Consider the following 14,506-nt stretch of genomic DNA (forward strand, 5'->3'; position numbering starts at 1 on the left):
ATGCGAATAAAAAAATGCTGATCCCGATTAGATGCCGATTTGAATTTTTTCCACTTTTATATTAGACTATGCCCAATGTTTGGGAATTATGCGCCGTTTTGATAAAATGAAACGGATGCAGAGTTTAAGTATTGTAAGGAATAAGTTATGAGTATTTTCAGGTTTTCCTATTTGGTCGTCAGCAAAATAGCATTGGTTTTATTATGGCTGGCTGCATCATCCGTTCATGCGCTGGCGATTAACAATAAAAATACCTGCGAAAGTGAAAGTGCTATTATCACTTCCGATTATGATGGCGGTGGTATGAGCCAGTGCAGCACGATTATTCCCACTATTTTCAGGGTGATCATTGCGCCGGAAGATGAAAATGCCGAGCAGAGACCACCATGGTATTCATTCAAGATCACCAATAAAGATAAGGAAATGGTGGTTGTTGATGTCAATTATATTAAAGGATCGCACCAGTTTGATCCGAAGATCAGCACGGACGGCATAAACTGGTCGAGATTATCACAGGACAGTTTTAAAGTTAGTGAAAACGGGCACCGTTTTCAGCTGTTTCTGCCGGCGATGGATAGGCCGTTTTATATTTCTGCCCAGCCAATTTTTGATGGGGCTCAATATGACCGGTGGATGGACAGTCTTGTTGCAAGAGGGGCTGTTACAAAAAGCTCAATCGGTACCTCAGCACAGGGAAGACCCATTTATAAAATTCAGAGCAACAGTGATCTAAATACAGGAAAATATTTATTTCTGATCGGTCGGCAGCATCCGGTTGAGGTAACGGGTGCTTATGCCATGCAGTCTTTTGTTGAGACCATTTATTCGGATACGCCGTTGGCGCGCGAATTTCGAAAACAATATGGCGTTATATCAATCCCGCTGGTCAATCCGGATGGTGTCGCGCTCGGCTATTGGCGTCATGCCACCGGTAAGCTTGATACGAACTGGGACTGGGGGCAGTTTGGCCAGAAGGAAACAAGGGTTATTTCGGAGGAACTGAAAAAATTCAAAACCAAAGGAACTCTTGAACTGTTTATAGATTTTCATGGCACCTATGATAATGAATTATACACACAATTCGGAAAGATGGGAGAATGGCCAAGCAGCTTTACCAGAAAATGGACGAGTGCTGTAAAAGCCCGGTTGCCGAATTATTATTATGATCATAAAAAGTTCAGCTTTACAGAACGACATCCCGGCTCGACCGAAGGCGGTTCCGCCAACCAGTATGTGTATAATTTGCTTGGTACAACGACGATTATTTATGAAGAAGGTGAAAACACGCCAAAAGCCGTCGTTGAACAAAAAGGTCAGGTTGTTGCTGAAGAAATTATGCGGGTTCTGATGACGTCAGGAACCAATTAATTCTGTTGACCCAGCTGCTTTTGAGCCACCGAATAAACGTATGAATATTTACCGTTAGTCGGATCATTGACGGTTGCCTTTTTTAAGTAGGGAAGGGCGTCAGATGATTTTCCAGCTCTGATCAGATAAAGTCCTTTTGAAAAATTAAGGGCAGCATCCTCGGGTAAGTTAGATAAACCCAATTCAATTGTTTCAATTGTTTTGGGTTCATTCCCCAATTCCCGATATCGGTCGGCAAGATTGACGTAGCTGGCGGGGAAATAAGGGTCAATTTCCATGGCCTTCAAATATTCTTTTACTTCATTTTCAAGGTCATTTTGTCCGCCATAAAAAAGACCCAGATTAAAATGACCTTCACCGCGCCAGGAAACCTGATTTTCGGCGGCTATAAATTCTGCTTTGGCTTTATCATATATTTCTTTTGTTTCAGTGGAAAACACCGAACTATCCACATCAGAAAGTGCACGTACGGTTTCAATGCGGATGACTTTAAATTCATCTTTCAATAGTGGCAGCAGAAGGGCTTTTCGTTCAGCAGTGGGTATAAAAGCCGATGCCTTAATGGCCCCAAGCCGGATTAGTGGTTCATCAGAGGTAACCGCTAATCCGATGGTATTAAAACTGTTCTCATCCGGATAGCGGGATAGAAGTTCATATCCGCTGCCTCTGATGATCGACGGGATAGTTTCATCGGCTATCATAATATTTAAAATTTGTTCAGCTTCCGGTGCGTTCTGATAAACGGCGCTGAACACTTCTCCGAAATGGGGAAGCGGGTTTTTTCCGGTCCATGATTTAATCTGCATAACGGCCCAACCGGCATCCTGATCAGTATGACAGTTGGTGCAGGCATCAGGCGCATCTGTCACATGGTTTAAGTCGGGTCTGGGAATACGAAAACTGTGATCACGGCGGGCATCAACCTCCATATATGTCCGCGTTGGCATATGACAGGAGACACACTGACCCCCGGCTGATCCCATTTCATGGTTATGATGATCGGGCGTGTCAAAATGATCAGTCTGATGACATGTGGTGCACATGTCATTGCCCTCTGCTTTCAGTTTTAAGCTGTGGGGATTATGACAGTCGCTACAGATAACGCCTTCAGCAAACATTTTGCTTTGCAGGAAAGACCCCCAGACATAGTCCTCGTCCCGCACCTGACCGTCCGGGAAATATTCCGGCATCAGAACCGGTGTCGGGGAAAAACTGTCAAGATAACGGTCGGTTGGTGAGAAACCATCGCTCAGCGGCGAGCGCCGTGAATGGCAGGCGGCACAGACCTCTATTTCGCGTTGATCCCTTTTTTCGCCTGTCCATCTGGCTGTGTGGGCACCCTCAACCAATTGCCAGCCTCCATCGGTCTTGCTGGTCATAATATCATTTTCCGGAGTGTGGCAGGACCGGCAGTCCACACTTATTTTATCGAAATGGGTATTGAAGGTATTTTTTTCAGAATCATATCCACGTTTCAAGCCGCTCGAATGACAATCGGCACACATGCCGTTCCAGTTTTGCATCGGCTGTATCCAGTGCAGACGGTCATTTGTCGGGATATGTTCATCGCCATAAATATGAAACCAGCGCTGCCCGCCGCGGCCCTCTGGACGACTGTCCCATGACAGGGGCAGGGTCTGATATTTTCCGCCCCCCATTTTAATCAGATATTGCTGTAACGGATAAGTGCCGAATGTATAGTCGATTTTATGATCTTCGCCGTCTATATGGACCCAGTATTCAGTGTCCTTTTTATAAAACCTGTTTTCCTGACCGTCGATTGTTACGGGTACATTATCAAATTTTCCAAGGACCGATTTGTCATTGGCAACTGCCATTGCCTTCTGATGGTCTGAACCATTCCAGTTTTTCCATTCCATAAAATGACAGGTCCGGCAGTTTTTATCGGCCGGGTGAGCGGCATTAGCGTTGATATGAATATTTAATATCACTACCGAAATTAGGGCTAATAATATGAATTTTATTATTATATTCGGCTTTCTTTTCATAATGATTTTATATCTGTTTCAGGTTATCGCTTCCGGTTTTTTGCCGCCTGTGGCCCAGTTTAAGAGCTCTATGACATGTAGTGCCGGGATATCAGTGCCACTGGCAATATGAATATTACAGCCAAGATTGCTGCTGGCAACCACATCTGCTTTGGTGGCTTCAATATTTTTTATTTTTCGAGCTCTAAGCTCGCGCGCAATTTCCGGCTGGATGATGTTGTAGGTTCCGGCGGAACCGCAGCAAATATGGCTTTCTTTTAAATAGGAAACGTTAAATCCGGCTTGCTTCAACAGCCGGGCCGGCAGGTCACCTATTTTCTGACCGTGATTAAGCGAGCAGGCCGAATGATAGGCAACATTGATATTGTCTGGTATCTGCGTTTTGCCAAGGCCGATTTCATTAATCACTTCTGAAATGTCTTTGGCAAGGGACGCGACCATTTTGGCTTTATCAGCATAATCAGGATCATGGCGGAACATATGGCCATAATCTTTAATAGATGTGCCGCAGCCGGACGTGTTGATGACGATGGTATCAAGTTTTCCATTTTCTATTTCAGAAATCCAGCCATCTATATAGCGTTTGGCAATATTTATTGCATTTTCTGATTTTCCCATATGTTCATCAAGCGCCCCACAACAGCCAACGGCAGGTGGAACCACCACTTCAACGCCGTGATTAGATAAAAATTCCAGGGTTGCCAGATTGATATGTTCGCCGACCGCGCGCTGTACGCATCCGGCACTTAAGCCCATCCTGTATTTTGAGTTGCCTTTTGCATTGGTAAGTTGTGGAGCCTTTTCATGACTAAGTGGGGGTCTAAGCTCAATCATGGCCCGGAGTTTATCCGGCAGGACTGTTTTAAAAGGGCGGAGCAGGTTGGATGCCCTGACCGCCAGTTTAAAACGGTTCGGGTAGGGTAATATCGTGCTTAGCAAGTCCCTGAATAATCGTTCTCCAAGTGGTCTTTTAAATGTTTTTTCAATATGGCTTCGTCCATGCGCCAACAGATGAGCATAATCAACACCGGATGGACAGGTGGTGGTGCAGGACAGACAGGTCAGGCATTTGTCCAGATGTTCGACCTCCACTTCCGTAGCTGCTCTGTCATTTTCGAGCATTTCCTTAATCAGGTAAATGCGGCCGCGCGGGCTATCCAGTTCATTCCCCAGCAGCAGATAAGTGGGGCAGGTCGCCATACAGAAGCCGCAATGGACGCAGTTTCGTAAGATTTTTTCTGCTTCTGCTGTTTTTGGGTCTTCCAGTTGTTTTTGGGAAAATCTGGTTTGCATGGTTAAAATCCCAACCTTCCCGGGTTCAGTATATTTTTTGGGTCAAACGCCTTTTTAATACGTCTGCTTAAATCACTGATCAGCGGATCAGGTGTTTTGTTAAAGGGCAGATCAAGCTGAGCTTCGGCATTTCTGATCAGCCAGTAGGCCCCCTTATAAATTTTCGGAATATCCAATGATGACATCCAGAGCAGCCCACCTGCCCAATCAAGAAAATAAAAGTCCGGATTATGGTTTTTGATAATGTTCATTACTTCACTTGCTGCAACACTGATTTTCCATAAGGGAAGGTTTTTGGGTGGATTAAGTGGGGCAACATCGCGAATGCGTCGCCATAGTTCTTCACTTTCCTCTCTTTGGAGTTCAGAAATGTCAAGTTTCCCGATCATATTTTTAATTGCTGCTTTTCTTTCGCCTAGTGAAGCGTTTGTTCCTTCAATGCGGATAAAGGTTCCCGTTTCAGGAATGTGTGCAAGGCCGCTTACTTCATAAGGGCAGGCGGCAATAGTCGACATTAGCGAAATGGCTGTTTCAGTTTCCAGGTTATCAATTTTAAGGCTTATTTCATTCTCTGCTTTTGGCGCCAGTTTTAAGGTCATTTCTGTTATGGCCCCAAGGGTGCCGTATGAGCCGCACATTAATTTGCTGACATCATAGCCGCTGACATTTTTTACAACTCGTCCGCCAGCCTTAAAAATTTGACCGTACCCCGATATGCCCTGAATGCCGAGGATATAATCGCGCGCGCCACCAGCCAGAAACCGTTTTGGGCCGGATAAATTTGTGCCGATAATGCCACCGATAGTGCCTATGCCAGGATCATTACCAAGCAACGGCCCATAATCCGGTGGTTCAAATTTAAGTTCCTGATTATGTTCCTTAAGCAGGGTTTTAAGATCCCGAAGCAAGACCCCGGGTTCAAGCGTGATCACCAGTTCTTCCGGTTCATAAAGCTTAACCCGGTTAAGGACTTTTAATGATACTACAGAATGCGTATTCATTGTGTGCCCGAGGGGAATCAGGCTGCCACCGGTTCTGATATCCAGGCTTTTTTCCATGACAATATGATCGCAAATGCAATTGCGAACCTGGTCTTCGGTAGTGGGGCAAATTAAGTCAGTCATCAGAATCTGGGTATATCAGGAAATAACAGCTTGCCGCCATGAATATGCATTTTACCAAGCTCCGCGCAGCGGTGAAGTTCCGGAAACATTTTGCCTGGGTTTAGGCGGTGATTCGGGTCAAAAGCGCATTTGATCCTTTCCTGCTGGTTAAGGTCGTCTTTCGTGAACATGGCAGGCATCAGGTCGCGTTTCTCGACACCGACACCATGCTCGCCGGTAAGGGCACCGCCGACCTCAACGCAAAGCCTTAAAATATCGGCACCGAATAATTCTGCGCGTTCAAGTTCCCCCGGGACATTAGCATCATAAAGGATAAGTGGATGCAGATTGCCGTCTCCTGCGTGGAAAACGTTGGCAACCCTTAGACCATATTTTTTGGAAAGCTCATTCATACGGCGGAGAACGATGGGCAGTTTTTTGCGTGGGATAGACCCGTCCATGCAGTAATAATCCGGTGAAATTCGCCCCACGGCGGGGAAAGCAGCCTTGCGCCCGGCCCAGAAACCATTTTTTTCTTCTTCACTTTTACTGATAGAAATGGAAGTCGCTCCTAATTCTTTCGCCAATTCTGATACGCACTGAGTGAAATAATCAACTTCACTTTCCACGCCGTCAAATTCGGCGATTAATATCGCTTCTGCGTCACGCGGGTATCCGGGCTGGCAATAATCCTCAGCGGCATTGATCGCCAGATTATCCATCATTTCCATTCCGGCCGGAATGATGCCGGCGGCAATTGTTCGGGCGACGCATTCACCAGCTTTTTCAATATCATCAAAACCGATCAGCATTGCTTTTACCACATTGGCTTTAGGTAAAATGCGAACGGTTGCCTCGGTGACGACGCCTAGTAGCCCTTCAGAGCCGGTAACAAGTCCGATCAGGTCATAGCCGCTTTCCTGCATATGTTTTCCGCCAAGTTCAATGATATCGCCATTCATCAACACCATTTTAAGTCCAAGTATATTATTGGTCGTCAGCCCGTATTTTAAACAGTGAACACCGCCTGAATTTTCGGCGACATTGCCACCGATTGTGCAGGCAATCTGACTGGATGGGTCGGGAGCATAATAAAAGCCATGATCCTCAACCGCATGGGTGATGGCAAGGTTGGTAACCCCGCACTCGGTGACAACAGAGCGGTTCTGATAATCAATATCGATGATTTTATTAAGCCTGGAAAGGCCAAGGGTAAGCCCATCAGCAAGGGGCAATGCCCCGCCGGAAAGCGAGGTGCCGGCCCCCCTTGGCACGACTTTTATGTTAAGCTCGTGGCATATTTTTAAAACTTCGCTGACTTCCTGTGTGCAACTGGGCAGGGCAACGATCATCGGCGGTTGCCGATATGCGGTCAGTCCATCCGATTCAAATGCCTTTCGGCCCTGATCAGACGTAATAACGGCCTCTTTACCCAATAGACGAACAAGTCGCCCGGTAAGATCGGGCAGCTTATCAAAAATTTCCTGTTCCGGGTCCGGCATTTTCATAAGAAATACCCTTTATTCGCCAGGTGCACCTTCCGCAGCCATTTTTGCAAGTCGGCGATCATTATACCATACCCCACCAAAAATGAATAATAGCGCAATGGGCAGAAGGGCGACAGTCTGAAATGATTTTTCCGCGGCATAGATAAGCGAGTTGATCTGTTCGGGGCTTCCATCTGCCATGGCGGCAAAGGCATCAGCGCCACCGGCCGCTTCCAGTTTAGCCTTGTCATAGGCGGCCCCAAGGATCGGAAGCACGATATAAGTTGCCATAGCACCGGCTGAACCGATCAGGCCAATCGTCCAAGCACCACCACGAGGGTATCGTTCAGCGGCGGAAGCAAGCATTGTCGGCCACATAAAGCAGACACCGGCCCCCCAGAAAGTCGCCGCAAGCACGCCGGTCACAGGACTGTCAGCTACACTCAGCATGTAAAGACCAATAGTGGTCAGTAATGATGAAACCCATAAAAGCCCAACGGGAGAGAGCTTATGAGCAATCGGTCCGGCAAAATGGCGCATTACAAACATAATGCCGCTGACATAAACAAGAAGTAAGATACCCCGCATACCGACAGTATGGGTAAGGGCCAGATCGACCCACTGACCAGGGGCGAGTTCTGATGATGCGGTAAGGAACATGGCCCCAAACCAGATAAAGAAACTGGGGCGTCTGAAAATTTCCTTGATCATGTCATTAAAGCTCACATCCAGAACCGAGCTTTCGGTTTTTGGAAATTTTACCCCTATATTAAGAAGCAGGAACCCGGCGGCAGGAATAAAAATTACAGACAAGGCAATCTGCCAGTTCAGATCGAGAGCGTTGATCAGTATTCCGGATAAACCACCAACAATAAGACCTGCCGGCCACCAGGCGTGGAGCACGTTTAACCGATGGGTTTTATCCTCCGGATAAAGTGAAGCAGTGGCCGGATTAATGGCGGATTCGACAAAACCCCAGGCAATGCCTTTGAGCAGCATGCCAAACCAGAGTGCCCAGTAGATGTTTGCCCCGGATGTAATATTGCCAGCAAAGACAACAATGGCATTTCCAATGATGATAAGGGAAGCGGCCATGGTAATGGCCCGCCCCATGCCGATCACATCCATAAACGGGCTGACCAGAAAAAGGGTTACTGAAAAGCCAAGAAAAATGATGCCGAGGATTTCCCCGATCATGGTGGCGGATGTCTTAAAATCAATTGGATCAAGGAAGTTGCTTTTAAGATCGGCCGCAACGGTAGCACCAAGCGACATGGATATGGCAATTGTAAATAGGGCCATGGTACATATTAAAAATATTCTGCTGCGATCATACTCTGTTTCAGACATTTAAGCCTCCCTTGGTTAATCCCTATTGATCCATCTATAGATCTTTATTTTGCGAAATGTTCCTTTAAGGCCGTAAAACCGCTTTGAAAAACGCCGTTTGCAACCATGTCCGCTTTTTCATCTTCTTTGCCCGCTTCGGTGGTAAATTCAGCTGACCATTGAATGTAGGTCCGATCACCGTCTGTAATCGGACGAAGCTCCATGGTGGAAAAATAATTAAAAAGTCCAAGGCCAGTTGTCAGCATGTCATAAGTGAATGTGTAGTCAATATCGGAAAAAGCCAAAAGTGTTTCGCGAATATTTTCACCATCATGCAGATAGAAATTCCTGACGCATCCCACGGTAAAAGGGTTAAGGCCATCCTCTATTTCACTGCGGGCAATGCCAGGGTGCCATTTTGGTAAATCATTAAATCCGCGGACAACTTCCCAGACTTTGTCGATGGGGGCATCAATAACCGATGTTTCAAATACTGTTACCATTTTATTCTCCGCTTATTTGATTTTCATGCTTTTAAATGTTTTTGTACATTCAGTCAGGGCGATTTCCGTCGGCAGCCTTTCCATACTGCTGGCACCATAGAAGCCGTGACATTCAGGACATTTTTCAAGAATATACTGCGCATCAGCCGGTGTTGAAATAGGTCCGCCGTGACAAAGATATATAATATCATCGCGCACGGTTTTAGCGGCGGCAATCCATTCATTAATCATATCCGCGCACTGTTCAAGGGTCGGCGCAGTGGACACCCCGATCGCGCCGCCCGTTGTACAACCAAGATGAGCAACAATGATATCTGCACCAGCTTTGGCCATATCAATGGCTTCCTGCGCATTAAAAACATAGGGTGTCGTCAGCATATCCTGCTCATGGGCAATACGGATCATATCGACCTCAAGACCGAAACCCATACCTGTTTCTTCGAAATTGGCGCGGATATTGCCGTCAAATAACCCAACGGTGGGGAAGTTCTGTACCCCGCTGAAGCCCATATCTTTAAGCTTTTTGATAAACCGCTCCATATCAACAAACGGGTCAGTACCGTTGACGCCAGCCAGAACGGGAACATTTTTCACCACCGGGAGCACTTCTTTTGCCATATCAACAACAATTTCATTGGCATTGCCGTAGGATAAAAGTCCGGCCAGTGACCCGCGTCCTGCCATGCGGTAACGCCCTGAATTATAGATCACGATCAGATCAATGCCACCAGCTTCCTCGCATTTTGCGGATAGGCCTGTTCCTGCCCCGCCACCGATAATGGGAATACCTTTTTCAATTTGCTTTCGAAAGCCGGCCATTAATTCTTTTCTGCTTAATTTATTCATTTGCTATTCTTCACTTTGATATTTCGTTACTTAGATCTTTATAATTTTCTGTTATTGCTGATGCGAATTCAGGATCATTAATGTGATAGGGGAGTTTTATAATTGTGATCATCGGATTTGTTACAGTATTTTCAAGTGCATCAATAAATGCCTGATCTGCTTTTGGGTCATAAAAGGCTTGACCTACCGCATCAAGGGCCGAAAATCCTTTTTCCGGGATCAGAAAACGGGCAGGGGATTTAAACCTGTTAAGTTTTTTTCCAATCCACATTCCAATTTGCTCATTTTCTTCCGCTGTCGTGCGCATCAGCGTGATTTGCGGGTTATGCTCATATAAAAGCCTATCCGCATATTTCATGGGCACAGTTGAACGTGCACCGAAGTTGACCATATCAATCGCCCCACAGGAGCCGATATAAGGGATGTTGGCCTGGATAAATTGCTCAAGCCGCCCCTCGCCGGCACTGAGTATCCCACCCATCAAATGATCGGCAACTTCTGTGGTTGTTGCATCAATAACGCCGGACAGACGCCCATCAGCAACAAGTTTCTCCAGTGTTAGCCCCCCTGTGCCCGTCGCATGAAAAACCAGACACTGATTGTCCGGTTCCAGATGCGATTTAACCTGTTCTATACATTTTGTCGTAACCCCAAACATGGTCATGCCGATGACCGGCTTTGATGACTGTTTGGGAGTATAGCTGTTTTTTATCATGCCAGCCAGGGCATGCGCTGCATTGGCAAGAATTTGTTCAAGAATCGGGTTAAGCCCGCTGATATCCGTAATTGAATATATCATTGAAATATCGGATGTACCGACATATGGCGCAATATTGCCTGACGCCATTGTTGAAACTATTACTTTTGGGATGCCCAGGGGCAAATTCTGAAAAGCGGGGCTGATGAGTGCTGTCCCACCAGAACCGCCAAAACCGATCACGCCGCCCAGGTCCGATCGGTCAGCGAGAAAAAGTTTAAAGGCTTCGGCCATTGCGGCGACCGCTGTTCCACGATCTCCGGTAAAGACTGCTTTGGACCCACCATGATGCATCTTTGCAACGTCATTTGCCGGGATATCAGCTTTGCTGTTTTTGCCATTCGATGATGTACCAAGATCGACGGTAATTGTTTTTAATCCCGAAGCATTAAGCAGATTACGCACAAACAAAATTTCATTTTGTTTGGTATCGAACGTCCCGGCAATATAGGCGGTTTTTTCCGTCACACTCATCCCTGTATTTTATTTTTTATAAAAAAATAATAGGTGTTTTCAAAATAGCGGTATTGGTAATTTTAGCTATTTTTTTAGGAAAAAAGCGTCATTCACACATCAATATTTCTTTTGATGGAATGATGTTTAATATAGCTCATCGGTGTCATGCCGATTTGTTTCTTGAAATGGGAAGTGAAGGCGCTCTGATCATAAAATCCAAGGCGATGTGCGGTCTCTGAGATACTTACTCCCCCTGCAATTAGCAAGTCACATGACTTTAAAATACGTAAATTGAGGATATATTGATGGGCACTGATATTAAAAATCTGCTTAAATCGTTTTTCAAATTGCCGCACAGAAAGACCGGCGACTTTCGCCATATCCTTATTACATATTTTTTTTGCGTAATTGTCTTTTAAGAAAACCAACGCTTTTGAAATATCATTAAATGGACGGAGGTTTACAGAGCTGTCTTCAAGCTGCTGCAGAGCACCGCAGAGTCCCTGGACTTTGCCTTCTGCATCAATGATGGGAACCTTGTTACAGATAAACCACTGAACTTCGCCCATATGGTTTGGAAAAAGCTCAATAATATTGAGTTTGCTTTTTGCGGTTCTAAAAACTTCAGCATCATCTTTTCTGTATTGTACGGCAAGTTCATGGGTAAAAAGATCGAAATCATTTTTACCTTTGATCATTTCAACCCGGTCAAAACCGAAATGTTCTGCAAAAAGCTGGTTGCAATTCATTAATGTGCTTTGCGTGTCTTTTACAAAAAGCATCAGGTCATTAATCCCATCAAAAAGATGGGAGAAATAGGGCGATGTAATGTAATTCATCGTGTTGGAAATAGAAATATCAATTCTCCTGATGACGCTTTTTTCCTAAATAATGTATCTTATTCCCAATACAACGCAAAATAAAACTGTTTTTCTGTTAAATAAAAAAGTGGCTGATCAGGATATGATCAACAACATGGAAAATAGGGATGGCGGAAGAAATTGAAGTAATCGTCGTTGGTTCTGGGGCTGGTGGTGGTATGGTCGCACATACGCTGACAGCAGCAGGTATTAATGTGCTATTGCTTGAAGCCGGCCGCCGTTGGGACCCGCAAAAGGACGCGGCCATGTTTCAGTTGCCTAAAGAGGCACCATTAAGAGGCGAATCAACCCCGGATAAAGACGAAAATTATTTTGATGCCAATATTGGCGGCTATCAATTGCCCGGGCAGCCCTATACAACAGGGAAAGATCCTTTCAGATGGTGGCGTTCAAGACAACTTGGCGGCAGGACCCATCATTTCGGCAGACAGACACCAAGATACGGTCCAGAGGATTTCAAGGTAAAAACCATGACCGGGCGGGAGGTCGACTGGCCATTCACCTATGAAGAGATGGAACCCTACTATAACCGGGTAGAAACAATTATGGGGATTTTTGGTCCGGATGCGGATGAGGCGGTCTATAACTCACCGCTTCCACCCAATCATATCCGTCAAAAGCCGCCGGCACCAAGGGCCAGCGAAATGCTATTTCAAAAAGCGCTTAAAAAAATGGGTATTAAAACCATGGCCCATCCTACGGCCATTCTTACTTCTCCCCTTAATGGACGGGAAGCCTGCTTTTATGCGACAAACTGTATCAGAGGATGCAGCATAGGTGCCGCATTTGATAGTGTTACGGCCTATTTAAAACCGGCAGAGAAAACCGGAAAACTTAAAATTCAGACCCATTCGGTTGCCTATCAGGTTTTAACAGATGAAACGGGGAAAAAGGCGACCGGGCTTCGTTATATCGACACCCAGACTGGTGAGCATAAGGAAATTAAGGGTAAGGTTATTGTGCTGGCCCCTGGTGCTATGGAAAGCTCCCGTATTCTATTAAATTCCAAATCGGATAAAGCACCAAACGGGCTGGCAAATTCAACCGGAATGGTCGGCAAATATATTTCCGATACGTTATTTACGTCGCTGTGGATTCATGTGCCTGAGCTTGATTATGCGCCGCCCCATAATGAAGACGGTGTTTCACAGCCTCATGTTTATGCCCCATGGTGGCTTCATGGTGAGGAAAAAGAAAAGGACGGGGCTGATTTTTCCGGAGGTTATAAAATTGAGGTTGACCCCTATCGCGGTGGCCGTTTTGGTCCGCCGACCATGAATGCGACTTTCAGAATTATGCTCCATGGCGCCAAAGGACTTTATGGAAAGAAACTGAAAGACCATATGCGCAAATACTATGGTTCACTGATCGGCATCCGTACCCTTGGGGGGATGTCAGTCAATGAAAATTGTTACCTGACCATTGACCCGGAAATAAAAGACAAATGGGGCATTCCGGTTCCAAAATTTTACTGGGAATGGTCGGATGAAGATTATCGCCGTGGCGAGCATATGAATAAAACCCTGCATGAGCTAGCTAGAAATATGGGGGCAACGGTTATTTATGATGCGTTTGAAAAATCGCGTAAGGCCGGAAAGGTAATGGAGGTCGGCGGAGAGGTTAATCATCAGGTAGGAGGATGCCGGATGGGGGATGATCCAAAAACGTCTGTACTGAATAAATATTCAAGAACCTGGGATGTTGACAACCTCTATATCGCTGACGGCGCGCCGTTTGTTACCCATGTTGAAAAGAATCCGACCCTCACCATCATGGCGATGGCAATGAGAGCCGCAGATAATATTATTGATCGTTTAAAGGGAGACGACCTATGAGTGAAAAACAAAAATTAAGCCCTAACAGGAGAAGGGTGCTGCAAATCATGGCGGTTGCCGGGACTTCTGCGGCCTATTTAAGCAATTATCCTCAAAATGTGGCTAATGCGCAGGTAAGACAGGAAGGCTATGGTCAGGATGTTGACGTCAATAACCCTGTCGTCACATGGGATAAAATTCTGGATAATAATCAGCTTAAAAATCTTGCCGTACTTGGGGATCTGATTATTCCGGCAGATGACAAATCACCAAGTGCCAGTCATTTAAATATTACCGATTTTGTCAATGAGTGGGTGAGTGCGCCATATCCGGATCAGCTGAAAGATCGGGAAACAATTGTTACCGGGCTTGAGCGCTTAAACCAAATAGCTAATAAAAAAGATGCCCGTTATTTTTATAATCTGTCGGCTGGGGATCAGGCGGCAATGTTTGATGAACTGGCAAAGTCCGTGGAAGCTGGCAAGGCGAACGAGGCTGATGATCAGTTTTTTACCCGCCTGGTTTATCTTTATGTCGGCGGATATTACACAACGGATGAGGGAATGGCCGATATCGGCTATGTTGGGAATGTCCCACTTGAAAGTTTCGACGGGCCACCGGCTGAAATTCGTAAACTGATCGGCGTTTAAGGGAGGGACT

At 45.8% G+C, this 14,506-nt stretch carries 12 protein-coding genes; 3 read left to right on the forward strand and 9 right to left on the reverse strand.

Annotated features, from left to right (window positions below):
- Positions 1 to 147: 147 nt before the first annotated feature.
- Positions 148 to 1,368 carry a M14 family zinc carboxypeptidase gene (locus tag R3D86_10350; GenBank protein MEZ5758609.1) on the forward strand — a complete coding sequence of 407 codons (1,221 nt, stop codon included), beginning with the start codon at positions 148 to 150 and terminating at the stop codon, positions 1,366 to 1,368.
- Here R3D86_10350 and R3D86_10355 read toward each other — a convergent pair.
- The 9 genes from R3D86_10355 to R3D86_10395 form a co-directional block, all read right to left on the reverse strand.
- Entirely contained in the window at positions 1,365 to 3,248 is a 1,884-nt protein-coding gene (locus R3D86_10355; GenBank protein ID MEZ5758610.1) for a cytochrome c3 family protein, read from the reverse strand. The genes R3D86_10350 and R3D86_10355 overlap by 4 nt on opposite strands.
- A 147-nt stretch (positions 3,249 to 3,395) precedes the next feature.
- Entirely contained in the window at positions 3,396 to 4,670 is a 1,275-nt protein-coding gene (gene glcF, locus R3D86_10360) for a glycolate oxidase subunit GlcF (GenBank protein ID MEZ5758611.1), read from the reverse strand.
- A 2-nt stretch (positions 4,671 to 4,672) separates the two neighbouring features.
- Positions 4,673 to 5,794 (reverse strand): FAD-binding protein, encoded by a 1,122-nt coding sequence (locus R3D86_10365; protein MEZ5758612.1) that lies wholly within the window; start codon positions 5,792 to 5,794, stop codon positions 4,673 to 4,675.
- Positions 5,794 to 7,281 carry an FAD-linked oxidase C-terminal domain-containing protein gene (locus R3D86_10370; protein ID MEZ5758613.1) on the reverse strand — a complete coding sequence of 496 codons (1,488 nt, stop codon included), beginning with the start codon at positions 7,279 to 7,281 and terminating at the stop codon, positions 5,794 to 5,796. Before R3D86_10370 ends, R3D86_10365 begins: the two co-directional genes overlap by 1 nt.
- A 12-nt stretch (positions 7,282 to 7,293) precedes the next feature.
- Positions 7,294 to 8,610, reverse strand: coding sequence for an MFS transporter (locus tag R3D86_10375; protein ID MEZ5758614.1), 1,317 nt, complete (start codon positions 8,608 to 8,610; stop codon positions 7,294 to 7,296).
- Between the two features lie 44 nt (positions 8,611 to 8,654).
- Positions 8,655 to 9,092, reverse strand: a complete 438-nt coding sequence (locus R3D86_10380; GenBank protein MEZ5758615.1) for an SRPBCC family protein — start codon at positions 9,090 to 9,092, stop codon at positions 8,655 to 8,657.
- 12 nt (positions 9,093 to 9,104) lie between these two features.
- Entirely contained in the window at positions 9,105 to 9,938 is an 834-nt protein-coding gene (locus tag R3D86_10385; GenBank protein ID MEZ5758616.1) for a phosphoenolpyruvate hydrolase family protein, read from the reverse strand.
- Positions 9,939 to 9,948: 10 nt separating this feature from the next.
- Positions 9,949 to 11,163: a Tm-1-like ATP-binding domain-containing protein gene (locus R3D86_10390; protein ID MEZ5758617.1), complete on the reverse strand. Its 1,215-nt coding sequence runs from the start codon at positions 11,161 to 11,163 to the stop codon at positions 9,949 to 9,951.
- A 98-nt stretch (positions 11,164 to 11,261) separates the two neighbouring features.
- A complete protein-coding gene (locus R3D86_10395) occupies positions 11,262 to 11,933 on the reverse strand; it encodes an AraC family transcriptional regulator (GenBank protein ID MEZ5758618.1) in 672 nt (223 codons plus the stop codon).
- A gap of 206 nt (positions 11,934 to 12,139) precedes the next feature.
- On the opposite strand from R3D86_10395, the gene R3D86_10400 reads away from it, so the two are divergent.
- Together R3D86_10400 and R3D86_10405 are read left to right on the forward strand one after the other, a co-directional pair.
- On the forward strand, positions 12,140 to 13,867 hold the full coding sequence (locus R3D86_10400) for a GMC family oxidoreductase (GenBank protein MEZ5758619.1): 1,728 nt from the start codon (positions 12,140 to 12,142) through the stop codon (positions 13,865 to 13,867).
- On the forward strand, positions 13,864 to 14,496 hold the full coding sequence (locus tag R3D86_10405; GenBank protein MEZ5758620.1) for a gluconate 2-dehydrogenase subunit 3 family protein: 633 nt from the start codon (positions 13,864 to 13,866) through the stop codon (positions 14,494 to 14,496). Before R3D86_10400 ends, R3D86_10405 begins: the two co-directional genes overlap by 4 nt.
- Positions 14,497 to 14,506 lie beyond the last annotated feature (10 nt).

It is taken from the genome of Emcibacteraceae bacterium (genome assembly GCA_041396985.1).
Classification (GTDB): domain Bacteria; phylum Pseudomonadota; class Alphaproteobacteria; order Sphingomonadales; family Emcibacteraceae; genus Pseudemcibacter.